The following is a 24,216-nucleotide window of genomic DNA, read 5'->3' on the forward strand; positions in this document are numbered from 1 at the left end:
CCCCGGAAGTCCGTGGATTTGTTGACCATTATACTAGGTTTTTTGCCCGAAGGGGGCTATGCGCGCCCTAGGCTGAACCTATTGGGCGCGGGAAGAGGAGGTTTCGTTGAGGATGATGTTGACTTCGAGGATCTCGAGGTTGTCTTGCCGCTCGAGCTGGACCTTGATGTCTTCGGGGGCGATCTTCACGTATTTGGAAATGACGTCGAGCAGTTCTTTTTGTAATGCAGGGAGGAAGTCGGGCGAGGACTTGCCGTCGACGTGCTCGCGCGCGATGATGAGCTGCAAACGCTCCTTGGCGATTGCCGCGGTTTTTTTCTTTTCCCCGAAGAGGCGCGTGAGCAGCGACATCAGGTACCCCCGAAGATGCGTTTGATGAGGCTGGGTTTTTCGTAGGAGACGAAACGCAGGGGCTTGTCTTCTCCGAGGAAACGGGAGACGACGTCGGCGTAGGCTTCGGCGACGTCGGTGCCCTTGAGGTGGATTGCCGGAACCCCCTGGTTGGAGGCGTGTAGCACGGCATCGGACTCGGGGATGACACCAAGGAGCGGGACGCGCAGCAGCTCTTGGATGTCTTTGTAGGAGAGCATCTCGCCTTCCTCGACGCGCTTGGCGCTGTAGCGCGTTACCAGCAGGTGCTCCTTGACCGGATCGCGCCCTTCGATCGCCCGGCGGGACTTGGATTGCAAGATGCCGAGGATGCGGTCGGAATCGCGCACCGAGGAGACTTCCGGATTGGTGACGACGATGGCCTCGTCGGCGAAGAGCAGCGCCATCAAGGCACCGCGCTCGATCCCGGCGGGCGAGTCGCACACGACGTAGTCGAAGCCCATTGCTTCGAGCTCTTTGATGACCTTTTCCACGCCCTCTTCGGTGAGGGCATCCTTGTCCTTGGTCTGGGAGGCGGGCAAGATGTGGAGGGTATCGACGTGTTTGTCTTTGATGAGAGCTTGGGTGAGCTTGGCTTCTCCCTGGACCACGTTGACGAAATCGTAGACGACGCGGCGCTCGCATCCCATGATGAGATCGAGGTTGCGCAGACCGACGTCGAAGTCGATGACTGCGGTCTTGAAGCCGCGAAGCGCCAGGCCCGAGGCGAAAGCGGCGCTGGTGGTGGTCTTGCCCACCCCACCTTTGCCGGAAGTGACGACGACGATGCGCACGAGTGGAGCCTCTCAGAGGGTGTCGATGGGTTCGATGAGCAGTTGGTTTTGCCCTTGGTTAATTTGCAATTTTACCTGGACAGAACGGTTTGCGATAGAGGCGGGCAGCCCGTTTTCGAAAGTCCGGTAAATGCCGGCGATGGAGACGAGTTCGGGGCCGAAGTGGGTGGCGAGAATGCGGGCTTGCAGATTGCCGCCGGCACCGGCGAGTACCCGCCCACGCAAGGGACCCCAGCAGTGGATGCTGCCGGCGGCGATGATTTCGGCGCCGGGATTGGAGCCGGCTAGGAGGACGACGTCTCCCTCGGGGGCGTAGATCTGCTGTCCGGCGCGTACGGGCCGTTCGATGAACTTGGTGGGCGCAGGGACGAGCGGCTCCGCAGACGAGGGCGATTCCGGCGGCGGGGGTGGGGGTTTGACGGGTTTGGGCGTGGCTGCGGCTTCGAGGCGCATTGCTGCTTCGTCGAGTACCGCCAGGTGCAAGCGTTTCAGGGCAGCGTCGAACGATTCGGGCACGCCGCGCACGCCGATGGGTTGCAGCCCGAGGCGGCGAAAAAAAGCCACGAGGCCGCTCCAGTCGACCTGTTCGGGCCAGTCGCTCACTTCGGAGAAATCGAGCACGGCCGGCTCGCCGCCAAAATAGCTCTCGGTGCCGGCAAAGCGCTTGTGTAGCACGTCGGCAAGCCGCGCTGGGCTCACGAGGGGGGAGCGCACGACGATGCCTTCGAATCGTCCGCTCTCGAATCGTACCTCTTCGCTCATCGGATTGACCCTTTCGATCAGTGGCGGGTGGCGGGCGCGGTGCCGTCGTCCTCGGTGAAGATGCGGGGAAGATCGTCGCGGGTGAAACGGTATTCCAGACCGCCGAGCTCGTCGCGCACGAGGATTTCTCCATCGCGCTCGAGTTGCGCTTCGACTTCCTCCCGGCCGAGTAATCGCAGCATCCGGATCACGGCGGCCTCGTTGGGCTTGACCTCGTGCGTGATGCCGAGCGCCGTGAAGAGACGCACCGTCTCTTCGGGGAAGAGGCGCGAAAGAAGCTCGGGAGCGTCGAGGGAAAGGAGTTCGGCCGCGGTGACGGTGTCGGCGAGCCGGGTGAGGCGGTTCCAGCCGTCGGGGTCTTTTTCGTCGGCAGAGGGGAGTTTTTGCAACAATAGCCCCGCGGCGGCGTGCTCGTCGGCGGCGAGCCACAGGCGCGCCGGCTGCTGCTCGGACTGGGCGAGAAAGGCTTCCAGCGTGTCGCGTAGCGTCTGGCCGCTCCAGGGAACGATGCTCACGTAGGGTTCCTTCGAGACCGGGAGGTCGAGCACCATCTGCAGCTGGGCTTCACCCAGGAGCTCGCGTGCATCGGCATCGGGTCGCGGCGCGCGATCGGGCTCGTAGCGGGCGAAGGCACGCAAATTGCGATCGGGGCCTAGGTCGACCACGAGCAGGCTCACCGGGCCTTCTCCCTGAGCCTGGAAGGTGACGCGGGTGGGATCCTTGAGCCGGGCGGCGATCATGGCGGCGAAGGCGGCGAGTTCGCCGAGCAGGCGCCGCACCGCGGGAGGGTCGTTCCGGCGGGCGAGGATACCTTGCCATGCGTCGACCAGGCGCACGTGGGCGCCGCGGATGTCGGCGTTGTCGATGAGGAAAGGTTGGACGGCGTCGTGCATGGCGAACCTCAGCGTTCCAGGGCGCGGGCGAGCGCCTGGGCGAGGGCGCTCTCGGGGGCAGGGGATTCGCGCCGGCCAGGCTTGGCGGGTTTGGCTGCCTGGGCGGGGCGACGCGCTTCCTTGGCGGCAGGTTCGGCGCGCCGTTGGGCGGCCGGGGCCGCTTCGGTGCCTTCCCTTTTCAGCGACAGGGCGATGCGGCGCCGTTCGAGGTCGACTTCGAGCACGCGCACCCGCACGATCTGCCCGGGCTTGACGACTTCGTGCGGGTCGCGCACGAAGCGCTCGGAGAGTTCGGAGACGTGGGCGAGGCCATCCTGGTGGACGCCGATGTCGATGAAGGCGCCGAAATTGGTGACGTTGGTGACCACGCCTTCGAGCCATTGGCCGGGGCGGAGGTCTTCGAGCGATTCGATCCCTTCGGCGAAGCGTGCGGTGCGAAATTCCGGCCGCGGGTCGCGCCCCGGCTTGACGAGCTCGGCGAGGATGTCGCGCACGGTGGGCAGCCCAAAGCGCTCGTCGGTGAATTCGGCCGGGTCGAGCGTTTCGATGAGGGCGCGCTGGCCGAGGACTTCGCGTACGTCCTTGCCGATGCGCTGGAGGATCCTGCGCACCACGGGGTAGGCTTCCGGGTGTACGGCCGAGGCGTCCAGCGGGTCGTCCCCTTCGGGGATGCGCAGGAACCCGGCGGCCTGCTCGAAGGTGCGCGGGCCGATGCGCGGGACTTCGCGCAGTTGCTCGCGCCGGCGAAAGCCGCCGTGGCGCTGGCGCCAGGCGACGATCTCTTCGGCGATGCTGCGGTTGAGCCCCGAGACGCGGGCGAGCAGCGCGGGGCTGGCGGTGTTGAGGTCGACGCCGACGGCGTTGACGCAATCCTCGACCACGGCGTCCAGCGTGCGCGACAGTTGCGTCGCGTCGAGGTCGTGCTGGTACTGGCCGATGCCGATCGACTTGGGATCGATCTTGACGAGTTCGGCGAGCGGATCCTGCAGGCGGCGGGCGATGGAGACGGCGCCGCGCAGGGAGACGTCGAGCTCGGGGAGTTCCTGCGCGGCGAGCTCGGAGGCGGAGTAGACCGAGGCGCCGGCTTCCGAGACGACCACTTTCTGCGCCCGCAGTTCGGGGTGGCGCGCCAGGCACTCGGCGACGAGGCGCTCGGTCTCGCGGCTGGCGGTGCCGTTGCCGATGGCGATGAGTTCGACGCCGTGCTGGGCGATGAGGGCGGCGAGCGCGGCGATGGTCGGCTCGTAGTGGCGTCGCGGCTCGAAGGGGTAGAGGGTGTCGGTGGCGATCACGCGGCCGGTGGCGTCGACCACGGCGACCTTGATGCCGGTGCGGATGCCCGGGTCGATGCCCATGGTCACGCGGGCGCCGGCCGGTGCGGCGAGCAGCAGCTCCTTGAGGTTGCGCCCGAAGACGCGGATTGCTTCCTCGCCGGCGCGCTCGCGCATGCGGTTGAGGGCATCGAGCTCGAGGTGGACCGAGAGCTTGGTCGCCCAGGCCCAGCGGGCGGTGTCGAGCCGCCAGCGGTCGGCGGGGCGCCCCTGGTCGGCCAGGCCGTAGCGGCGCGCCAGGACGGTGAGCGCCGGGTGGGGGCTGCCTTCTTCGTGCGGAACATCGACGCTGAGCCGCAGCACGCCTTCGTTGCGCCCGCGCAGCAGGGCGAGTGCCCGGTGCGAGGGGATGGCGGCGATCGGTTCGTGGTGGTCGAACCAGTCGCGGAACTTGGCGCCTTCCGATTCCTTGCCTTCGACGACGCGACTATGAACATGGGCCTCACGCTCGAAGAGGGCGCGCAGCTCGGCGAGCAGATCGGCGTCTTCGGCGTAGCGCTCGGCAAGGATCTGGCGCGCGCCTTCGAGCACGGCCTTGACGTCGGCAAAACCCGCCTCCGGGTTGAGGTAGGTGGCGGCGAGCGATTCCGGTTCGGCGAGCGGGTCGTTGGCGAGCGCGTCGGCGAGCGGCTCGAGCCCCGCCTCGCGGGCGATCATGGCTTTGGTGCGCCGCTTGGGGCGATAAGGGAGGTAGAGGTCTTCGAGCGCCTGTTTGGTGTCGGCGGCGCGCAGTTTTTCTTCGAGCTCGGCGCCGAGTTTGCCCTGTTCGGCGATGGAGGAAAGGATCGCTTCGCGGCGCGCTTCGAGCTCGCGCAGGTAGCCCAGGCGCTCTTCGAGCCGGCGCAGCTGCGTATCGTCGAGCCCGCCGGTGAGCTCCTTGCGGTAGCGGGCGATGAAAGGAACGGTGGCACCGGCATCGAGCAGCGCCACGGCGGCCATCACCTGGCGCGGCGCGACGCCCAGTTCCTGGGCGATTCGGGTTTCGATCGTCGACATCGGCTATCGTCTTGGCGGGAAAAGGCGGATTGTGGCTGTCGGCGCGGCGGCGGTCAACGTTCGGGCAGCATGAGCGCCTGGCGTCCGGCCCATTCTTCGTCGGCTCGAAGCGACACGGGAACGCTCGCCTGCGCCGCTTCGATGCACACGAAATGGCGCCAGGCACCGGCAGGGAGGTCGGCTGGGCCGTGTTCGCCCGGGTTCCAGAGCACGGTCTCGCCGAAACCGGCCTGCGCGATCTCGGTGCGCAGGGTGGGCGTGGCAAGCGTGAGCACGCGCTCGCCGCCGCGATAGAGCCGATCGAGCGGCGGTTCCAGCCGTGTGACGTTTTCCGGCTCGGCGTGCCACCGGCTGGGATCGGCCGGATCAGTGTATTCGCTGCCCCCCAGCCCTTGCAGGGCGCTGCGCTCGATCTCGGGCACGGCAAGGTAGGTGTGCAGCGCCGCGGTGAATGCGAAAGGCGCAGTGCCGGTGTTGCGCACGGCGAGTTCCACGTCCAAGCGCCGCTCGGAGAGGAGCACGGTGACTTCGGCGAGGAAGTCGTGGGGGAAGGCGGTGTGCGCACCGGGTTCGAGTAGGGAAGGATCGAGCTGCAGGGTCACGAGCACGTAGTCTTCGCCCTGGCGCGTCTCGTCGATGCGCCAGGTGTGCGTGCGGGCGAAACCGTGGCGCGCTCCGGGGCCGAGGGTACCGAACTGGGGAAAGACGATGGGGATGCCGCCGCGAATGGGCTGTGCGCCGCCGAGGGCGGCGGATTCGCTGAGATAGAGGCGTTCCTGGCCGTCTTCGGGGATCCAGGAAAGCACCTGGGCACCAAACGGGGTGAGGGTGGCGCGGGCTTCGCCCAAATGGAGGGTGAGGGCCGGTAGTTCGCCGAGGCGGTGGGTATCGATGCGGGTGGCGGACATGTTCAGGAACCTTGCAGCGGCAGGATGCCTTTCTTGATGGTACGGTCTTCGGGATCGTCGGTGAGGGTAAAGCCGAGGCTTTGCACGAAGCGCAGCATGCGCTCGTTGTTGGCGAGGAAAATCCCGGTCATGTATTTCAGGCCGCGGGCGCGCGCCGTCTCGATGAGCACCTGCATGAGGCGGCGCGCCAGGCCCCGGCCTTGCCATTCGTCGTCGACGACGATGGCGAACTCGCAGGATTCGCCGTCCGGGTTGACGGCGTAGCGGGCCACGCCCAGTTCGACCTCTTCGCCGTTCTTGTCTTTGGTGACGGCAATGAAGGCCATTTCGCGGTCGTAGTCGATCTGGGTGAGCCGCGCGAGCATGGGCGGAGGCAGCTCGTTGAGGGTGGTCATGAAGCGGAAGTACTTGGTCTCGGGCGAGAGGCGGCGCACGAACTCGGCCTCGAGCTCGGCGTCTTCGGGGCGGATGGGGCGGATGGTGATCTCGGTGCCGTCGCCCAGGGTCCAGGTCTGGATGAGGTGGGAAGGGTAAGGGTGGATCGCCATGTGGTCGTAGCGATCCGCCGACGGGTTGACCGGCTGGATGGTGATCTTGGCATCCAGCGCGATGGCATCCTGGCTATCGACCACCAGCGGATTGATGCTGAGATAGTCGATCCAGGGAAGTTCGCACACCATCTCGGAGACGCGCAGCAGCACCTGTTCGAGCTTGTCGAAGGCGATGGCCGGCATGTTCCGGTATTCTTGCAGCATGGGGTAGACGCGGCTGTTGCGCACGAGATCCTGGGCGAGGAAGCCGTTCAAGGGCGGCAAGGCCACGCTCATGTCCTCTTCCATGCCCACGCGCTTGCCGCCCTCACCGAAGAGAATCACCGGGCCGAAGACGGGGTCGCGGCGCACGCGGATGGCCAGTTCCCGTCCGTGGCGCTTGATGACCATGGGTTCGATGGCCACGCCGTTGATCACTGCATCGGGCACGTTCTTCTTGACTTCGGCGATGATCTCCTGATAGGCGGTGCGTACCGCGGCCAAGGAGCCGAGGTTCAGGCGTACGCCGCCCGAGTCGGCTTTGTCGATCACCGAGGGGGAATCGATCTTCATCGCCACGGGCAAGCCCAGCTCTTCGGCGAGCACCATGGCCTCGGTGACACTGCGCGCGACCACCGTCTGGGCGATGGGAATGTGGAAAGCCGCGAGGATGGCTTTCGATTCCATTTCGTTGAGACGGTTGCGCCGCTCGGAGAGCGCCGTTTCGATGACGAGCTGCGCATTCTCCACGCGCGGCGGCTCGTGGTGCGACAGAGGAGCTGGTGTTTGGGCGAGGAGCTTCTGGTTGCGGTAGTAGGAGGAGACGTGCGAGAAGAGCTCGACCGCAGGCTCGGGCGCTTCGAACGTGGGAATGCCGGCGGCGATGAATTTCTGCCGTGCCTCTTCGACGAGCTCCTGTCCGAGCCAGCAGGTGACGACGGGCTTTTCGGCGTGCTTTTCTTCTTCGATGATCGCTTCGGCCACGGCGGTGGGGTCGGTCATGGCCTGCGGCGTGAGGATGACGAGCACCCCGTCGACTTCGGGCGATTCGAGCACGATCTGGAAGGTCTTGCGGTAGCGCTCGGCGTCGGCATCGCCCAGGATGTCGAGGGGGTTGCCGTGCGACCAGGATTCGGGCAGGAAGGCGCTGAGCCGCCCGAGGGTGTCGTCGCTGAGTTCGGCCAGAGGGATTTTGAGGTCGGCCGCACGGTCGGCCGCCATCGCCCCTAGTCCGCCGCCGTTGGTGATGATGGCCAGCCGATTGCCGCGTGGGCGTAGGCGGGCGAAGAGCGCCGTGGCGGCGGCGTAGAGCTGGCTGATGTTGTAGATGCGGATGACGCCCGAGCGGCGCAGCGCGGCGTCGAACACGGCGTCGTTACCCGGCTGGTTACCGCTGTGCACGAGGATGGCGCGCATCACTTCCGGTCGACGCCCGGCCTTGAGCACCAGGACGGGTTTGACCCGGGCGGCGGCGCGCAGCGCGCTCATGAAGCGGCGCGCGTTGCGGATGCCCTCGATGTAGAGGATGATGGATTCGGTGCGGTGGTCGGTGGCAAGGAAGTCGAGCACGTCGCCGAAGTCGATGTCGGCCGACACGCCCAGCGAGACGACGGCGGAAAAACCCACGCCGTTGGGCTTGGCCCAGTCGAGCACGGCGGCGCACAGCGCGCCCGATTGCGACACGAGCCCGATGGAGCCCTTGATGGCGGAGGCGTGGGCGAAGGTGGCGTTGAGCCCGATGCTGGGGCGCACGAGCCCGAGGCAGTTGGGCCCGAGCACGCGCATCTTGTAGCGCCGGGCGATCTCGATGATCTGACGCTCGAGATAGCTGCCGCGCGGGCCGGATTCGGAGAAACCGGAGCTGAGCACGACGATGGCCTTGACTCCGGCGCGGCCGCAGGCCTCGACGATGCCGGGGGCCCGTTCGGGCCGGGTGCAGATGACCGCCAGGTCGAGCCGGTGCGGCACGTCTTCGACCGACTTGTAGCAGGGCAGGTCGAAGAGCGTTTCGTGGTTGGGGTTGATCAGGAAGAGCCGCCCATGGAAGCCGGCCTCCAGCATGTTGCGGGTGACGGTCTGCCCGAGCGAACCCGGGCGGTCGGAGGCGCCGATGATGCCGACGGAACGCGGTTCGAGCAGCGGCTGGAGATAATGGGTCTCTTTCATGACGTCGGGCCCCGAGCGATGAGGCCATAAGTTTATCGCACCCCAGCGCAGCGCGGGCATGGTGCGCGGCGCTCGGGGGTAGAATCGTCGGGCGGCTGTGCGCGCGATGAGAGGAAAGGAGCGAAGGATGTCGCTGGAGGCGGTGCGGGCAAAGGGTTTGCTGGTCGATCGGGCCTGGATCGGAGGGCAATGGTGCGAGGCCGATTCGGGAAGGCGCTTCCCCGTCTTCGATCCGGCAAGCGGCGATCGCCTGGCCGAAGTGCCGGACATGGGAGAGGCCGAGACCCGGCGGGCGATCGCGGCGGCTGCGGCGGCGTTCGATTCCTGGCGCCGGAGCCTGCCTCAGGAGCGGGCGGTGGTGCTGTCGCGCTGGGCGGCTCTGATGCGCGAGGCGCAAGAGGCGCTGGCCGAGCTGGTGATGCACGAGCAGGGAAAACCGCTCGCGCAGGCGCGGGGCGAAGTGGCGCACGCGGCGGCCTTCGTCGAGTGGTTCGCCGAAGAAGGAAAGCGCATCTACGGCGAGATCGTGCCGACCAATCGGGCCGACCGGCGTTTTCTCGTGCTGCGCCAACCGGTGGGCGTCTGTGCGGCGATCACGCCGTGGAATTTTCCCGCCTCGATGATCACGCGCAAGGTGGCGCCGGCGCTGGCGGTGGGCTGCACGGTGGTGGTGAAACCGGCCGAGCAGACGCCGCTCACGGCCCTGGCGCTCGCGCGGCTCGCCGAGCAGGCGGGCATGCCGGCCGGGGTGCTCAACGTGGTCACCGGCGCCGATCCGGTGCCGATCGGCAGGGCCCTCACGGCCGATGCCCGCGTGCGCAAGATCTCTTTCACCGGCTCGACCGAGGTCGGGCGGCTGCTGATGGCGCAAAGCGCCGCCACGCTCAAGCGCCTGTCGCTGGAGCTCGGGGGCGACGCGCCTTTTCTCGTGTTCGACGACGCGGACGTGGAGGCCGCGGTACAGGGGGCGATCGCCTCGAAATACCGCAATTCGGGGCAGACCTGCGTGTGCGCCAACCGCATCCTGGTGCAAGAGGGGATTTATGATGCGTTCGTGCGCCGCTACGTCGAGGAGGTGAGCAAGCTCGCCGTCGGGCCGGGCTGGCAGCCGGGGGTGACGGTGGGGCCGCTCATCGACGAGGCGGCGCTCGTCAAGGTCGAAACCCTGGTACACGACGCGCTCGAGAAAGGGGCGCGGCTATTGTGTGGGGGGCGGCGCTTGCACGGGCTCTTTTATGCGCCGACGGTGCTGGAGGGAATCACGCCCGAGATGCGCATCGCGCACGAGGAGATCTTCGGGCCGGTGGCCCCTCTCTACCGCTTCGAGACGGAGGAAGAGGGGGTGGCCTTGGCGAACGCCAGCGACTACGGTTTGGCAGGGTATCTGTACGCGCGCGACGTCGGCCGCATCCTGCGCGTGGCCGAGGCGCTCGAAGTCGGCGTGGTCGGCGTCAATACGGGGTCGACTTCGAACGAGGCGGCACCTTTCGGCGGCATCAAGCAGTCCGGTTTCGGGCGCGAGGGCTCGAAGTATGGGGTGGAGGAGTATCTGGAGTTGAAGTCGGTGTGCTTGGCAGGGCTGTAAGCCGTTTCAGCCTTCTTGGGCGGCGAGCGCGCGGGCGGCGGTGCGTTGATTCTCGCCCAGCGCCGCGAGGCCGATGCCCAGGAGCAGCAGCACGAAACCGAGCGCCTGCAGGCCGCCGAGCCGCTCGTCGAACACGAGCCAGGCCAGCAGGCTGCTGCCGACGGGTTCTCCCAAGGTGACGATGGCCACGAAAGCGGCCGAGACGTGGCGCAGCGACCAGTTGTAGGCCGTGTGCCCCACCACCTGCGGCAGCAGCGCAAGGAGCAGGAGCGCCTCCCAGCCCTTGACCGACCAACCCGATAGAGGTGTGCCGGTGAGCAGGCAGGCGAGCATGAGGAGCATCGCGGCGCTCGCATAGACGCTGAAGACGTAGGCCGGTAGCGTGAGCCGCGCCCGCAGCCGGTGGCCCAGGAGTAGGTAGGCCGAGAAACACCAGGCGCCGGCAAGGGCGAGGAAGTTGCCCCATAGGGAATCGGCACCGCCCGTGTGCCGGTCGCTCCAGAAGATGGCCAGACTGCCGGCGAGCGCGAGCGCCATGCCAGCGAGCAGCGTGCGGTTGAACCGCTCGCGCAGGAAGAGGAAGCCCACGAGGGCGATCCAGATGGGGTTGGTGGTGACCAGCACCGTGCTCGAGGCGACCGAAGTCAGGGCGAGCGAGCGGATCCACAGCGCGAAATGCAGCGCGAGGAAAATGCCGGCGAGCAGTGCGAGGCCGATTTGCCGCAGGGTCATGGCACGCAGCGAGGCCCGGTCGAAGAAGAGCGCCACCGGCGCCACGGCGAGCGCGGCGAAGGTGAGGCGCCAGGCGGCCACGGCGAGCGATTCCACGCCCTCGCCCTGGGCGAGGCGCGCGCAGATCGCTCCGGCGGCGATCGACAACATCCCACCCACGGCGACGAGATAGGCGAGCAGCCGGCGTTCGATCATGAGGCAGCGTCGAGGTAGGCGGCGCGCACCTGGGGATCGGCGAGCAGGGCGGCACCGCTGCCTTCGAGCACGATACGTCCGTTTTGCAGCACGTAGCCGCGGTGCGCGATCTTCAATGCCTGCCGGGCATTTTGTTCCACCAGCAGGATGGTGAGACCGTGTTCGCGGTTGAGGGCGACGATGGTGCGAAAGATGGTGCGGATGACGAGCGGCGCGAGCCCCAGCGAGGGTTCGTCGAGCAACAGCAGGCGTGGTTCGCTCATCAGCGCCCGCCCGATGGCCAGCATCTGCTGCTCGCCGCCGGAGAGCGTGCCGGCACGTTGGGCGCGGCGCGTCTCGAGCACGGGAAAGAGCGAGAAGACCCGCCGCAGGTTTTCTTCCACGTGAGCTCCGTCGAGCGGTGTGGCCCCCAGCAGCAGATTTTCGTAGACGCTCATCTTGGCGAAGACGCGCCGCCCCTCCGGAACGAGGGCCATGCCGCGGCGCGCGATGCGGTGCGGCGGCAGCGCCGTGATGTCCTCGCCCTCGAGCAGGATGCGGCCGCTGCTCGCGCGCGGGGTGCCGAAGAGCGTCGTCATCAAGGTGGATTTGCCGGCGCCGTTCGCGCCGATGAGCGTGACGATCTCGCCGGCGCGCACCACCAGGTCGACCTCGGCGAGTGCCTGGATGGGGCCGTAGTGGGCGCTGACGTGCTGCAATTCAAGCATCGGCGGCCTCTTCGTCTTCTTCGCCCAGATAGGCACGGATCACTTCCGGATCGCGGCGCACCGCCTCGGGCGGCCCTTCGGCGATCTTGCGCCCGAAGTTCATCACCACCACGTGATCGGACACGTTCATCACTACGCTCATGTCGTGCTCGATGAAGAGCAGCGTCAGGCCGTGTGCGTCGCGCAGCGCCGTGAGCAGCGCCTTGAGCTCGGCCGATTCGCGCGGATTGAGGCCGGCGGCCGGCTCATCCAGGCACAGCAGGCGCGGTCGCGCGCACAGGGCGCGGGCGATTTCCACGCGGCGTTGGGTGCCGTAGGGCAAGGCACCGGCCGGCGTATCGGCAAAGGCGGTGAGCCCCAGCTCGGCGAGCCAGCGCCGGGCGAGTTCGATCGCCTCGCGTTCGGCACGCCGATAGCCCGGTGTGTGCAGCAAACCGGCAAGGGCGAAACGCGACGCCCGCGTGAGCGCCTGATGCTGGGCCACGAGCAGATTTTCCAGCACCGTCATGCCACCGAAGAGGCGGATGTTCTGGAACGTGCGCACGATGCGCGCCTCGCGGGCGATGCGGTGACCCTTGAGGCGGGTGAGGTCGCGCTCACTGCCATCGTCCTCGTGCAGCAGGATGCGACCGGCACTGGGGCGATAGAAACCGGTGAGGCAGTTGAAGAGCGTCGTCTTGCCCGCTCCGTTGGGGCCGATGATGGCGGTGATCGCTCCGCGCGGCACCTGCAGCGAGAGCCCGTCGATGGCGGTGATGCCGCCAAAGCGCATCACGAGGTGGTCTACCGTGACGAGCGGCGTCATGGCGCGCTGCTCCGCGCCGGGTTCAGGCGCACGGTGGGTTCGCGCCGCGCGAGTAGGCCCATGGGCCTCACCGCCATGATGGTGACCATGGCCGCACCGAAGACGAGCATGCGGTAGTCGGCGAACTGGCGCCCCACTTCCGGCAGTACGACCAGCACCGCCGCGGCCAGCACCACGCCGAGCTGCGACCCCATGCCGCCCAGCACGACGATGGCGAGGATCGTGGCCGATTCGGCGAAAGTGAAACTCTCCGGCGAAATGAATCCCTGCCGGGCGGCGAAGAAGACGCCGGCAAAGCCGGCGAGCATCGCCCCGGTGGCGAACGCCGAGAGCTTGACCGTGGTGGTATTGATCCCCAGGGACTTGCAGGCGATCTCGTCTTCGCGCAGCGCTTCCCAGGCTCGTCCCGTGGGCAGCACGCGCAGGCGGCTGACCAGGGCGTGCGTGAGCAACGCCAAGGTGACGATGAGGTAGTAGAGGAAGATGAGGCGGTGCATGGGCGAAAATTCCAGCCCGAAGAATTCATGGAAGGTTTGCCCCTCGGCGCTGCGTGCGAACGGCAGCCCGAAGAAACTGGGCCGGGGAATGCCGCCGATGCCGTTGGGGCCGCCGGAAAAGGAAGTCCAGTTGAGTAGCACGACGCGGATGATTTCGCCGAAACCCAGGGTGACGATGGCGAGGTAGTCGCCACGCAGCCGCAACACCGGATAGCCGAGCAGAATGCCGAAGAGCGCCGCCAGGGCGCCCGCCGCCGGCAGCGCCTCCCAGAAGCTCCAGCCGAACTGGGTCGATAGCAGCGCATAGGTGTAGGCACCCACGGCGTAGAACGCGACGTAGCCCAGATCCAGCAGCCCGGCGAGCCCCACCACCACGTTGAGCCCCCAACCGAGCATCACGTAGATGCCCAAGGTGGTGGCCGTGTCGATCACATAGCGGTTGTCGCCGAAAAAAACCGGCAGCAGGAGCGCCGCCGCCAGCAGGCTCGTTCCGGCAGCCCGGCGCAGCACGGCGTCCGTGCTCGAGAAGGCGGCGCGCTTGCGGGCCGGCCTGCGGGTGTGCCAGGCATCGAGCGCCGCCCGCAGCGCCAGTCTGCCGAAGAAGATCGCTGCGAGTGTCATGGCCCACGCGCTCCAGCGGGTGCGCACGGCGAGCGCTCCTCCCTCCTCGACGGTGACGAGCCCGATGAAGGGCAGGGCGAGCAAGCCGCCGAGCAGCGTGACGGCGAGCGCGTCGCGCAGGCGCAGGGCAAGCGGCGAAGGCGCAGCAAGGGCGGCAGCGGTCATCACACTTTCTCCACGTCGGGTTTGCCCAGCAGCCCCGTGGGGCGAAAGAGCAGCACCAACACGAGGATGGAGAAGGTGGCCACGTCCTTGTACTCCGGCGAGAGATAGGCCGACCAGAACGCCTCGACGAGGCCGATGAGCAGGCCGCCCAGCATGGCACCGGGAATGGAACCGATGCCGCCGAGTACCGCGGCGGTGAACGCCTTGATGCCGGCGATGAAGCCGATGGTGAAATCGATCACGCCATATTGCAATACCGCCATCATTCCGGCGACGGCCGCCAGTGCTGCTCCGATGATGAACGTGAGCGAGATGGTGCGATCGACGTCGATACCCAGCAAGGCGGCCATTTTGGGATCCTGCTCGCAGGCGCGCTGTTGTCGGCCGAAGGCGGTACGCGTGATCATCCAGGCGAATCCGGTCATGACGATCAGCGTGACGACGACCACGGTGAGCTGCGTCCAGCCGATGGTGACGGGGAAGTCGTCGGCCGACCAGAGGGAGAGGCTGCCTTGCCACAGGGGCGGCACGGACTTGATGCGCGCCCCCTGGGTGAGCTGGACGTAGTTCTGCAGGAAGATGGACATGCCGATGGCGGAGATGAGGGGGGCGAGCCGTGGCGCGCCGCGCAAGGGGCGGTAGGCGATGCGCTCGACCGCCCAGCCATAGAGGGCGGTGAAAGCGATCGACACGAAGAGCATGGCGAGTAACACGAGCGGCGTGGGCCCGAGCCCCAGTGCGGTGCAGAGCACGTAGGTGAGCACCGAGAGAAAGGCGCCGATCATGTAGATCTCGCCGTGGGCGAAGTTGATCATGCCGATGATGCCGTACACCATCGTGTAACCGATGGCGATGAGGCCATAGGTTGCCCCCAAGGTCAGGCCATTGATGAGTTGCTGCAGCGCGTAACCCAAAGGCGTTTCCCCTCCAGCGTCCGTTGAGCTTACTCGGCGTAGTCGTAGCTGCCGCCGGTCCACTTATAGACGGCGAAGGCCGGCTTCTTCAAGTCGCCTTTCTCGTCGAATTCCAGCGTGCCGATGGCCGTGTCGAATTTTCCTCGACGCAGCACCGGCTCGAGCTTGGCGCGCTCGACCCCGCCGGCTTGGGTTACGGCCTGCTCGAAGAGCTGCAGGGCCGCGTAGGCATAGAGCACGTACCCCTCGGGTTCGATCTTGGCGGCGCGGAAACGCTCGACGATGGGCGCGGCTTGCGGATTCTTGCGCGGATCGGGCGTGAAGGTGAAGTAGACGCGATCGGCGAGCTGGCCCGCAGCGGTGACGAGCTCGGAGTTGGTCATGGTGTCGCCTCCCACCACGACCAGCGGCAGCCCCACCTGATCGGCCTGGCGCAGCAGCAGCGCGACCTCGGTGTGATAGCCGCCGTAGGCGAGCACGTCGACGCCGGCGTTCTTCAGCCGGGTGACGATGCCGGAATAATCTTTTTCGCCGGCGGTGATGGATTCACGCAGCACCGGTTCCTTGCCGGCGGCTTTCATCGCCTTGGCGATCTCGTCGGCCAGCCCCTTGCCATAGGCGCTCTTGTCGTCGAGCACGGCGACTTTCTTGTCCTTGAATTTGCTGGCGATCCATTGTCCGATCACCGAACCTTGCTGGTCGTCGCGCCCCATGATGCGGAAGATGTTTTTCAGGCCGCGTTCGGTCACCTGCGGGTTGGTCGACACGGTGGCCATGAGGATGTCGGCATCGTTGTAGATGTCGGAGGCGGGGATGGTGGAGCTGGAGCACCAGTGGCCATGTACGAACTGCACTTTCTTGTTCACGAGGGCGTTGGCCACGGCCACGGCCTGTTTGGGATCGCAGGCGTCGTCGCCGTATTCGAGTTTGATCTTCTGCCCGAGCACGCCGCCCTTGGCGTTGATGTCGGCAGCGGCCGCTTCCGCCCCTTTCTTGATCTGGTCGCCGGCGGAGGCGTATTGGCCGGTGAAGGGACCGGCCACGCCCACCAGCCAGTCGGCATGGGCAAGAAGGGGCACGGTCAGACCGGCGGCGAGGACGAGGGTGCGCAAAGGGGTCATGGAGGTCTCCTTTTTTCTCGGTGTGGCAAAGGACGGGGCGAGGACGCGGCGCACAGCATAGCGCGCGCCGCGGTGCTCGCCTATTGGGGTTTTCCCGCCTCAATCCTCCAGCGTCATGAGGCTCGCGTTCCCGCCCACGGCGGCCGTGTTGATGCTGAGGCTGCGCTCGTGAATCAGCCGCTCGGCGCGGTAGGGTGGGGTGAGCAGGGGCACGATCGGCCCCGGTCGCTCGGCAAGCCGGGTTCGCCACAGGACGGCGAGGGCGGCCTCGCCCGAGAAGAGCAGCAAGTCGATGGGTTCGGCGAGCAGATCTTCGCTCGAGCGGCAGCGTGCCTGCAAGGACTCGGGCAGACTCTGCCGGATGCGCTCGGTCTCCGGCGTTCGGGGGAGCACGAGGGGGGTATCGTTGGCAAACGCCGTCACGATCTGTTCGGCGTAGCCTTCGAGCGTGGTGGCGAAACCGCCGACGAGGCGACGCGGCAGGAATCGCAGGCGATTCTCCTCGCCGGTTGGACCGGGCAAGCGCAATTCCTTGCCGACGAGCGAGCGTTCGCGCCAAGCCTCGAGCGTCGTGAGCAGCCGCTGCTTGGCTTCCGGGCCGAAGAGCGCTTCGCCCTGCCTTTCCAACCAGTCACTCAGGGGGGCCAGATCGGGAGGCTCGTGCAAGAGCCGTGCCTGAGGAAAGCGCGGCTCGGGCGCGTGCGCGAGTAGCCGCAACAGGTAGAGCGGTCCTCCGGCTTTGGGGCCCGTGCCGGAGAGCCCTTCGCCGCCGAAGGGCTGCACGCCCACTGCGGCACCGATGATGGTGCGATTGACGTAGAGGTTGCCGACGTGGGCGCGTTGGGCGATGAATTCCACGGTGCCGTCGATGCGGCTGTGGATGCCCATCGTCAGCCCGTAGCCCGTGGCATCGATCTCCTCGAGCAGAGTGTCGAGCGCCTCGGCACGAAAACGTTTCACGTGCAGGATGGGGCCGAAACGTTCACCTCCGATGGATTCGATGCGGTCGATCTCGATCACGGTGGGGGCGACGAAGGTGCCGGTGGCGCATCCTGCCGGCGGAGGATCCAGCCGATGGACGCGATGACCGGCACGCGCCATGCGTTCGACGTGCGCTTCGAGGGCGGCTTGGGCTTCGGCATCGATCACGGGGCCGACGTCGGTGCGCAGATCTCGCGGATCGCCCAAACGCAGCTCGCGCAGGGCACCGAGCAGCATGGTCAGGGTCTTGTCGGCAATCTCCTCTTGTAGACAGAGGACGCGCAGGGCCGAACAGCGTTGTCCGGCCGAGTCGAAAGCGGAAGTGATCGCGTCGGCCACCACCTGCTCGGTGAGGGCGCTCGAGTCGACGATCATCGCATTGAGCCCGCCGGTCTCGGCGATGAGCGGGACTTCCTCCTCACGTGCGGCCAGCGTGCGCTGGAGCAAACGCGCCACGGCGGTGGAGCCGGTAAACATCACCCCCCGCACGCGGGGATCGGCCACTAGTCGCGCCCCTACCGTCTCGCCGCGACCGGGCAGGAGTTGCAGCGCTTCGCCGGGGATGCCCGCTTCGTGCAGCAGCCGCACGGCCTCGAAGGCGGTGAGCGGCGTTTGTTCGGCCGGTTTGGCGAGCACGGCATTGCCTGCCGCAAGTGCCGCCGCGATCTGGCCGACGAAGATCGACAAAGGGAAATTCCACGGGCTGATGCACACCACGGGCCCCAAGGGTTGGAGCTCGGGCGCGTCGGTGGCGAGGCGACGGATCTCGGCGGCGTAATAGCGGCAGAAATCGACCGCCTCGCGGATCTCACCCACGGCATTGGCCCAAGTCTTGCCGGCCTCGCGCACGATGAGGGCAAGCAGCGCATCGGTATGGGCTTCGAGGGCATCGGCCGCCGCCTCGAGTCGTCGGGCACGCTCCGGCGGGGGAGTCGCACCCCAGCGGGCACGAACGGCGATCTCCAAGGCCGCTTCGATCGTCGAATCGTCAGCCTCGATCGCCTCGCCGAGTACGTCGGCGGCATCGGCCGGATTGCGGCAGGGCAGACGGAAGGTGCCCTCGCCCGCCGCTCCTGCGACGAGCGGGCTCGCGGTACGTCGGATCGTCTTGTCGGCGGCGATGCGCGCCGCGAGCCGGCGCTGGGTGGGGCGATCGGCGAGATCCAGTCCCAGCGAATTGCGTCGCTGCGGCGCGAAGAGCTCGGGCGGCACGGGGATGTTGGGGTGGGGCGCACCGCCCAGCGCCCGGGCGCGCGCCACCGGGTCGGCGATCAGGGTCTCCAGGGGCACGTCGGCGGCGATGCGGTTGACGAAACTGGTGTTGGCGCCGTTTTCCAGCAGGCGGCGCACGAGGTAGGGGAGCAGCGTCTCGTGGCTGCCCACTGGCGCATAGATGCGTACCTGTCGGTGCCGCTCGGGGTGCCCGACGAGCGACTCGTAGAGCGGCTCGCCCATGCCGTGCAGGCATTGGAATTCATAATCGCCCGGCTGCCAGCGCTCGCCGGCCAGGTGAAAGACCGCCGCGAGCGTATGGGCGTTGTGCGTGGCGAATTGGGGATAGATCACGTCGCGCGCGGCGAGCAGCCGTTTGGCGCAGGCGAGATAGGAGACGTCGGTGTAGACCTTGCGCGTATAGACGGGATAGCCCGTGAGTCCGTCGACCTGGGCGCGTTTGATCTCGCTGTCCCAGTAGGCGCCCTTGACGAGACGGATCATCAGCCGGCGCTCGCGCGCCCGCGCCCGGGCCACTACCCAGTCGATGACGAAAGGCGCGCGTTTCTGGTACGCCTGCACGACGAATCCGAGCCCTTGCCAGCCGGCGAGCTCGGGATCGGCGAGCGCCGCATCCAGCAGGTCGAGCGAGAGTTCGAGCCGGTCGGCTTCCTCGGCGTCGATGTTGAGTCCAATGTCGTAGCGCTTGGCGAGGCGGCACAGCTGCAGCAGGCGCGGCAGCAGCTCGGCGAGCACGCGGTCGGGCTGCGACCAGTGATAGCGCGGGTGCAGGGCGCTCAGCTTCACCGAGATGCCGTTGCCGTCGACCACGCCGCGTCCGGCATCGCGCCGGCCGATGGCGTGGATGGCGTGTTCGTAATCGGCCAGATAACGCGCTGCGTCCTGCGCCGTCATCGCCGCCTCGCCCAGCATGTCGAAGGAGTAACGGAATCCTTTCTGTTCGAGCGGTTGCACGCGCTCGAGCGCTTCTTCGATCGTGCGGCCGGTGACGAAGGTTTCACCCAGCAGGCGCATGGCCACGTCCAGCCCCTTGCGCACCAGCGGCTCGCCGCCGCGCGCGAGCAGGCGCGTGAGCGCGGAGGAAAGCGCCTTTTCCTCGGCAAGGGAGACGAGCTTGCCGGTGACGACCAGGCCCCAGGCGGCGGCATTGACGAAGATCGAGCGGCTGCGGCCCAGATGCTCGCGCCACTGGCCGCGCGCGAGCTTGTCGCGGATGAGGGCATCGCGCGTGGCGGCGTCCGGGATGCGCAGCAGCGCCTCGGCAAGGCACATGAGCGCCACGCCTTCGCGGCTGGAGAGGCTGAATTCGGCCATCAGCGCGGCCACGCCGCCCTGCTTGCGCTGGCGCTCGCGCAACGCCCGGGCGAGCGCCGCGGCCAAACCTTCGATGCGCGGCGAGAGTTCGGCAGGCAAGGTGGCCTCGTCGATTCGGGTCGGTACACAGTCCGGCTCGGGTGGCCGGGTGGCAAGCGCGATGATGTCGCGCCGGGGGTCCGCGGGGGCCGCGGACGGGGGAGTGAAGCTCATGGCGTCTCCCGCAGGATCAAGGGGTGCGCCGATTATAAAGTATCTGGATGGTAGTATTGGCGGATCGCGGGCACCTTGCCGATGTCCCAGTGCGCCACCGCCCAGGCGAGGAGTTCGGCAGGCGGGGCGCCGCGCAGTTCCGCCGGCGGCGCATGGCCGAGAAAGTCGAGCGCCTGTGCGATGCGCGCGCTCGCCTCGGCGGCCTCTAACGGGCGGGCGAGCGTCTGCTTCGAGAGTTTGTCGCCGCGCGCGTCGACGGCCACCGGCAGATGCGCGTAGCGCGGCACGGGCAGCCCCAGCGCGCGGTGCAGGGCGATTTGGCGCGCGGTGGAGCCGAGCAGGTCGGCGCCGCGCACCACGTTGGTCACGCCGCCGAGCGCATCGTCGATCACCACCGCGAGCTGGTAGGCGAAAACGCCGTCGGCGCGCTTGACGACGAAGTCGCCCACCTCGCGCGGCAGATCCTCGGCGACGCGCCCCTGGATACGATCGTCGAAGCTCACGCAGCCCTCGGCGCGGAAACGCCATGCTCGCGCCGCTTTGCCCGGCGGCAACCCCTCGCGGCAGGTACCGGGGTAGAGCGTGCTGCCGTCGATCGCCCGCGGCGCCTCGGCGAGGTCCTTGCGGCTGCAGCCGCAGGGATAGATCCACCCCTTGTCGTGCAGCCTCGTGAACGCGGCCTCGTACTGCGCCAGATTTCGGCTCTGGTAGGCGACTTCGCCGTCCCAGGCAAAACCGTAGGCTTCGAGCGTGCGCAGAATATCGGCGTCCATCCCGGGGACGACGCGCGCCGCGTCGAGATCGTCGATGCGCACGAGCCAGCGCCCGCCGAGCGATCTTGCATCACAATGGCTCGCGAGTGCCGCCAGCAGCGAGCCGAAATGCAGCCGCCCGGTGGGGGAAGGGGCGAATCGGCCGACGACGGATGCAGGGGCGACAGGGTTTGCCATGCGGTCTGGCAACGAGAGTGAAAAAATGGCAGGCCCCATCCTACTACGGACCAAAGGAGACGAAACATGGAGAAACCCGTTGCATACCGGTCGCGACACACGCCGCGCATCCGGCAGTTGCCGCTGCGGGGTCTGGAATCGTGCGTGCGCGAATGGGGGCCGGAAGCAGGGCTACCCGTGTTCCTTTTGCACGGCTGGATGGACAGCGGCGCCACCTGGCAGTTCGTGGTCGATGTGCTGCTCGATCAGGCGCTACCCTACCGCCTGGTCGCCCCCGACTGGCGCGGTTTCGGCGATAGCGCCTGGTGTGCCCACGGATACTGGTTTCCGGACTATCTGGCGGATCTGGAGGCGCTGCTCGATGTGCTCGCGCCCGGGAAAGACGTGGTGCTGGTCGGACACAGCATGGGGGGCAATGTCGCCGGGCTCTATGCCGGCATTCGCCCGGAACGCGTGCGCGCGCTCGCCCTGCTGGAAGGCTTTGGTCTGCCGAAACATCGCCCCGAAGAAGCACCGCAGCGTTATTGCAGCTGGCTCGACCAGCTCGCAGCGCCGCCCACCTTGAACGCCCCGGAATCGATCGAGGAATTCGCACAGCGCCTGTGCCGGCGGCACCCTCGTCTGCCGCTCGATCGGGCGCGCTTCGTGGCGGCCTCCTGGCTGCGGCAAACGCCGGAGGGGCGACTTGCTTTTCGCGCCGATCCGCGGCACAAGATCCTCAATCCCATCCCCTATCGTCTGGAGGAAGCCAAGTCCTGCTGGCGCGCCGTCACCGCGCCTTGCCTGTGGCTATGGGGCGAAGAATCGGAATTCCCTCGTCGGCTCGCTGCCGACTGGGAGGAGCGCAAGGCGTGTTTTCGCCACTGGGAGGGACGGTCGATCGCCGAAGCGGGACACATGATGCACCACGAACAGCCGCAGGCCGTGGCGCAGGCGCTGGGGGAGTTCATCGCTCGGACGGTGCGCATTCCGGGCTGACGCCCTCGGCGGTTCAGTCGATCACTTCCCAGCGACCTTCACCCACGGCGCAGGCCTTGCCGCGGACTTTCTCCTTGCGCCCGTCGCGGGTGATCACCGTCTCGTAATGACGGCACTTGCGCCCATCGCGGACGAATTCATCCAGCGGGGTGACGGCATAGGTGACGCCATAAGGAGTACGCCAGCTCACGGTCTGTCCCCGTTTGCCGAGCTCCAGCGTGTGTCCGAAACAGGCCCGATCCTCTTCGTCCATCTGGCGTCCCAGTTCGGCGCCGAGCACGGCCCCGAGTACGCTGCCGAGGATGATCGCCACCACCCGACCGCTACCATCGCCGATTTGGCTACCCACGGCGGCGCCGGCCATTCCGCCAAGCGCGGCACCGAGCGCCTCGCGATTGCAGCGGCCGGCGTAGATGCCGAAATCGTTGCCCCATTTCTTCCCCGAGTACCCCAGATAGAGCGGGTCGTGCTGCTTGCGCCAGCCGTGGGCCGGGGCCCAGGGGGGAGGGTCGGCGAGCACGGGGGCCGGCAGTGCAGAGGAGAGGAAGGTGGCTACGGCGGCAATCAGGATGCCGCGTGAAAGAGGACGTCCCATCGAAATACTCCAGGATGCCGTACCGAACGATGCGGGATTATCACACGTCGTCGGCCGCGGTGCTTTCTTTTTTCAAGCGGTAACTCAGTTGCGGCCGGGTCAGACCGAGCAGGCGCGCTGCCGCCGAGAGATTGCCTTTGGCGCGTTCCACCGCCCGCTGCAATACCAGGCGTTCGAAGGATGCGAGGGGAATCCCCCGTTCGATCAGTGTGTCGGCGAGGGCGGCGTGCGTTTCCCCGGTGTTTTCTTCCAGACCTCCGCTCACGCCAAGCACGTGGGCGGGCGGTCCTTCAGTGCCTTTGCCGACGAAGAGATGCTCTATTTCAATGATGCCATGGTTCGGTGCGAGGATCACGCCGCGTTCGATCATGTTCTCCAGTTCGCGCACGTTGCCCGGCCAGCGGTACGCCTTGAGTGCCAGCATGGCCTTGTCGCTGATGCCGGCAATCTTCTTGCCATGCAAACTCTGGAAACGCTCGATCATCGCTTCCACGAGGAGGGGAATGTCGGAGATGCGCTCGCGCAGCGGCGGGATATGGATCGGATAGACGTTGAGCCGATAGAAGAGATCACGGCGAAAACGCCCTGATTCGACGGCCTGCTGCAAGTCGACGTTGGTGGCGGCCACCAGCCGGACGTTGATCTTGCGTACCTGCTCGCCGCCGAGCCGCTCGATTTCCCCTTCTTGCAGCACCCGTAGGAGCTTCGCCTGGGCCGAGAGCGAGAGCTCCCCAACCTCGTCGAGAAAGAGCGTGCCGCCATCGGCCCGTTCGAATTTGCCGGCACGTGGGGCGTGGGCGCCCGTGAAGGCGCCACGCTCGACGCCAAAGAGCTCGGATTCGAGCAGTTCTTCCGGAATGGCCGCGCAGTTGACGGCAACGAAAGGCCCGTTCTTGCGGGGGCTGAGCTCATGCAGCGTACGCGCGAAGCGTTCTTTGCCCACGCCGGTTTCGCCCAGCAGCAAAACGGTCACCTGCGTGGACGCGGCCCGGGCCACGAGATCGTAGGCACGCAGGAACGCGGCAGAGGTACCGATGAGATCGGGCACGCGGCGCGGTTCGGCCAGGGTATTGCGCATCGCCTCGATCTCTTCACGCAGTTCCAGCAAACGGCCAACGATGGGGTCTTCTTCGAAAAAATGGATCAGCTCCGGAGCGTCTTCCCATTTTTCCGCCGGTTTGCCCACGATGTGGCAGTGTTCGTGCCCCATCGCCGCGCAGGCGGTTTCCCGGAACAGGATGAAGCGGTTCATGAATGCGGAGGTGTAGCCGGAAGCGTAACCGATCATCATCCAGCAGGCCGGCTCCTCGCTCGCGCCGAAGACCTGCAGGTGAGCCTCTGCCTCCCAGGAATGAACCCAGGCGAATTCGCCATGGAACGTATCGGCCTCGAGCTCGATCTTGAGGGGGATGACGCCGGCGCTGCCTTCGAGCATGTGGAGCTGGGGGCCGACGACGAAGGCATCCCTTAGCGTGCTGTGCGGTCGTGTCTTCTTGGCGAGTTCCGCATCGCGCATGCCCGAGACGAACCCCATTCGCGTCAGTAGCCTGCGTGCCTGAAGCTTGCCCACCGAAGTAACCAGCTCCTTGCGCAGGGCGGCGAGCGCCCCGACGTGCAGCAACAGCATGCGGTGCTCGCCGAGCCAAATCAAGCCGTCTTCGGGCAGGAAACGCAGCAGGCTGCGCAGATCGGAGCCTTCCGGGTACTGAATCACTGTCATTTCTCCTCCCCCGTGTGATCGGCGTCTGCGCGCCGTGAATTCCCGGAACGTTCGACGAAGCGACACACCGGATGGTTCTTGCTTGTCCCGTCGCGCCGGTTCTTCGAGCGATCCGTTTATTGATGATACAGGCTCTTCCGG

The 24,216-nt window shown here is 67.0% G+C and carries 19 protein-coding genes; 2 read left to right on the forward strand and 17 right to left on the reverse strand.

What is annotated here, in order from left to right:
* Positions 1–78 precede the first annotated feature (78 nt).
* The 7 genes from minE to EPD80_RS01510 are packed head-to-tail and all read right to left on the reverse strand — an operon-like array spanning position 79 to position 8,749.
* On the reverse strand, positions 79–351 hold the full coding sequence (gene minE / locus EPD80_RS01480; protein ID WP_142808843.1) for a cell division topological specificity factor MinE: 273 nt from the start codon (positions 349–351) through the stop codon (positions 79–81).
* On the reverse strand, positions 351–1,163 hold the full coding sequence (gene minD / locus EPD80_RS01485; RefSeq protein ID WP_142804823.1) for a septum site-determining protein MinD: 813 nt from the start codon (positions 1,161–1,163) through the stop codon (positions 351–353). Before minD ends, minE begins: the two co-directional genes overlap by 1 nt.
* 12 nt (positions 1,164–1,175) lie before the next feature.
* Positions 1,176–1,925, reverse strand: coding sequence for a septum site-determining protein MinC (gene minC / locus EPD80_RS01490; protein ID WP_142808845.1), 750 nt, complete (start codon positions 1,923–1,925; stop codon positions 1,176–1,178).
* Positions 1,926–1,942: 17 nt separating this feature from the next.
* On the reverse strand, positions 1,943–2,818 hold the full coding sequence (hslO, locus tag EPD80_RS01495; RefSeq protein ID WP_142808847.1) for an Hsp33 family molecular chaperone HslO: 876 nt from the start codon (positions 2,816–2,818) through the stop codon (positions 1,943–1,945).
* Positions 2,819–2,826: 8 nt separating this feature from the next.
* The gene (locus tag EPD80_RS01500) at positions 2,827–5,145 is read right to left on the reverse strand and encodes a Tex family protein (RefSeq protein ID WP_142808848.1); all 2,319 of its coding nucleotides are present in this window, start codon (positions 5,143–5,145) and stop codon (positions 2,827–2,829) included.
* Between the two features lie 53 nt (positions 5,146–5,198).
* Complete coding sequence (locus EPD80_RS01505) at positions 5,199–6,053, reverse strand: D-hexose-6-phosphate mutarotase (RefSeq protein ID WP_142808850.1); 855 nt, start codon at positions 6,051–6,053, stop codon at positions 5,199–5,201.
* Positions 6,054–6,055: 2 nt separating this feature from the next.
* Positions 6,056–8,749 carry a bifunctional acetate--CoA ligase family protein/GNAT family N-acetyltransferase gene (locus EPD80_RS01510; protein WP_142808852.1) on the reverse strand — a complete coding sequence of 898 codons (2,694 nt, stop codon included), beginning with the start codon at positions 8,747–8,749 and terminating at the stop codon, positions 6,056–6,058.
* A gap of 127 nt (positions 8,750–8,876) precedes the next feature.
* Between EPD80_RS01510 and EPD80_RS01515 the strand changes: the two genes are divergently transcribed.
* The gene (locus tag EPD80_RS01515) at positions 8,877–10,334 is read left to right on the forward strand and encodes an NAD-dependent succinate-semialdehyde dehydrogenase (RefSeq protein WP_142808854.1); all 1,458 of its coding nucleotides are present in this window, start codon (positions 8,877–8,879) and stop codon (positions 10,332–10,334) included.
* A gap of 6 nt (positions 10,335–10,340) precedes the next feature.
* Here EPD80_RS01515 and EPD80_RS01520 read toward each other — a convergent pair whose 3' ends face one another.
* From EPD80_RS01520 to gluQRS, 8 genes are all read right to left on the reverse strand, one after another.
* On the reverse strand, positions 10,341–11,261 hold the full coding sequence (locus tag EPD80_RS01520) for a DMT family transporter (RefSeq protein WP_142808856.1): 921 nt from the start codon (positions 11,259–11,261) through the stop codon (positions 10,341–10,343).
* Complete coding sequence (locus EPD80_RS01525; protein ID WP_142804816.1) at positions 11,258–11,968, reverse strand: ABC transporter ATP-binding protein; 711 nt, start codon at positions 11,966–11,968, stop codon at positions 11,258–11,260. The genes EPD80_RS01520 and EPD80_RS01525 overlap by 4 nt, the downstream gene beginning before the upstream one ends.
* Positions 11,961–12,773, reverse strand: coding sequence for an ABC transporter ATP-binding protein (locus EPD80_RS01530; RefSeq protein WP_142808858.1), 813 nt, complete (start codon positions 12,771–12,773; stop codon positions 11,961–11,963). Before EPD80_RS01530 ends, EPD80_RS01525 begins: the two co-directional genes overlap by 8 nt.
* Positions 12,770–14,056, reverse strand: a complete 1,287-nt coding sequence (livM, locus tag EPD80_RS01535; protein ID WP_142808860.1) for a high-affinity branched-chain amino acid ABC transporter permease LivM — start codon at positions 14,054–14,056, stop codon at positions 12,770–12,772. Before livM ends, EPD80_RS01530 begins: the two co-directional genes overlap by 4 nt.
* On the reverse strand, positions 14,056–14,970 hold the full coding sequence (locus EPD80_RS01540) for an ABC transporter permease subunit (RefSeq protein WP_142808862.1): 915 nt from the start codon (positions 14,968–14,970) through the stop codon (positions 14,056–14,058). The genes livM and EPD80_RS01540 overlap by 1 nt, the downstream gene beginning before the upstream one ends.
* Positions 14,971–14,999: 29 nt before the next feature.
* Entirely contained in the window at positions 15,000–16,091 is a 1,092-nt protein-coding gene (locus EPD80_RS01545) for a branched-chain amino acid ABC transporter substrate-binding protein (RefSeq protein ID WP_142808864.1), read from the reverse strand.
* Positions 16,092–16,190: 99 nt separating this feature from the next.
* Positions 16,191–19,832, reverse strand: a complete 3,642-nt coding sequence (putA, locus tag EPD80_RS01550) for a bifunctional proline dehydrogenase/L-glutamate gamma-semialdehyde dehydrogenase PutA (RefSeq protein ID WP_142808866.1) — start codon at positions 19,830–19,832, stop codon at positions 16,191–16,193.
* 32 nt (positions 19,833–19,864) lie between these two features.
* Entirely contained in the window at positions 19,865–20,782 is a 918-nt protein-coding gene (gene gluQRS, locus EPD80_RS01555; RefSeq protein ID WP_142808868.1) for a tRNA glutamyl-Q(34) synthetase GluQRS, read from the reverse strand.
* Between the two features lie 66 nt (positions 20,783–20,848).
* Between gluQRS and EPD80_RS01560 the strand changes: the two genes are divergently transcribed.
* Positions 20,849–21,760: an alpha/beta fold hydrolase gene (locus EPD80_RS01560; protein WP_142808870.1), complete on the forward strand. Its 912-nt coding sequence runs from the start codon at positions 20,849–20,851 to the stop codon at positions 21,758–21,760.
* Between the two features lie 13 nt (positions 21,761–21,773).
* On the opposite strand, the gene EPD80_RS01565 is transcribed toward EPD80_RS01560, so the two are convergent.
* Positions 21,774–22,355, reverse strand: a complete 582-nt coding sequence (locus tag EPD80_RS01565) for an RT0821/Lpp0805 family surface protein (RefSeq protein WP_142808872.1) — start codon at positions 22,353–22,355, stop codon at positions 21,774–21,776.
* 40 nt (positions 22,356–22,395) lie between these two features.
* Complete coding sequence (locus tag EPD80_RS01570) at positions 22,396–24,075, reverse strand: sigma-54-dependent Fis family transcriptional regulator (protein WP_142808874.1); 1,680 nt, start codon at positions 24,073–24,075, stop codon at positions 22,396–22,398.
* Positions 24,076–24,216 lie beyond the last annotated feature (141 nt).

It is taken from the genome of Tepidiphilus olei (assembly GCF_006980705.1).
GTDB lineage: Bacteria > Pseudomonadota > Gammaproteobacteria > Burkholderiales > Rhodocyclaceae > Tepidiphilus > Tepidiphilus olei.

Bases quoted from the DNA above. Each gene is read 5' to 3' on its own strand.
- EPD80_RS01505 (WP_142808850.1), bottom strand. From the start codon at position 6,053: ATGTCCGCCACCCGCATCGATACCCACCGCCTCGGCGAACTACCGGCC.
- putA (WP_142808866.1), bottom strand. From the start codon at position 19,832: ATGAGCTTCACTCCCCCGTCCGCGGCCCCCGCGGACCCCCGGCGCGAC.
- EPD80_RS01525 (WP_142804816.1), bottom strand. From the start codon at position 11,968: ATGCTTGAATTGCAGCACGTCAGCGCCCACTACGGCCCCATCCAGGCA.
- livM (WP_142808860.1), bottom strand. From the start codon at position 14,056: ATGACCGCTGCCGCCCTTGCTGCGCCTTCGCCGCTTGCCCTGCGCCTG.
- minC (WP_142808845.1), bottom strand. From the start codon at position 1,925: ATGAGCGAAGAGGTACGATTCGAGAGCGGACGATTCGAAGGCATCGTC.
- minE (WP_142808843.1), bottom strand. From the start codon at position 351: ATGTCGCTGCTCACGCGCCTCTTCGGGGAAAAGAAAAAAACCGCGGCA.
- EPD80_RS01545 (WP_142808864.1), bottom strand. From the start codon at position 16,091: ATGACCCCTTTGCGCACCCTCGTCCTCGCCGCCGGTCTGACCGTGCCC.
- EPD80_RS01515 (WP_142808854.1), top strand. From the start codon at position 8,877: ATGTCGCTGGAGGCGGTGCGGGCAAAGGGTTTGCTGGTCGATCGGGCC.
- EPD80_RS01565 (WP_142808872.1), bottom strand. From the start codon at position 22,355: ATGGGACGTCCTCTTTCACGCGGCATCCTGATTGCCGCCGTAGCCACC.
- EPD80_RS01520 (WP_142808856.1), bottom strand. From the start codon at position 11,261: ATGATCGAACGCCGGCTGCTCGCCTATCTCGTCGCCGTGGGTGGGATG.
- hslO (WP_142808847.1), bottom strand. From the start codon at position 2,818: ATGCACGACGCCGTCCAACCTTTCCTCATCGACAACGCCGACATCCGC.
- EPD80_RS01560 (WP_142808870.1), top strand. From the start codon at position 20,849: ATGGAGAAACCCGTTGCATACCGGTCGCGACACACGCCGCGCATCCGG.
- EPD80_RS01510 (WP_142808852.1), bottom strand. From the start codon at position 8,749: ATGAAAGAGACCCATTATCTCCAGCCGCTGCTCGAACCGCGTTCCGTC.
- EPD80_RS01570 (WP_142808874.1), bottom strand. From the start codon at position 24,075: ATGACAGTGATTCAGTACCCGGAAGGCTCCGATCTGCGCAGCCTGCTG.
- EPD80_RS01530 (WP_142808858.1), bottom strand. From the start codon at position 12,773: ATGACGCCGCTCGTCACGGTAGACCACCTCGTGATGCGCTTTGGCGGC.
- gluQRS (WP_142808868.1), bottom strand. From the start codon at position 20,782: ATGGCAAACCCTGTCGCCCCTGCATCCGTCGTCGGCCGATTCGCCCCT.
- EPD80_RS01500 (WP_142808848.1), bottom strand. From the start codon at position 5,145: ATGTCGACGATCGAAACCCGAATCGCCCAGGAACTGGGCGTCGCGCCG.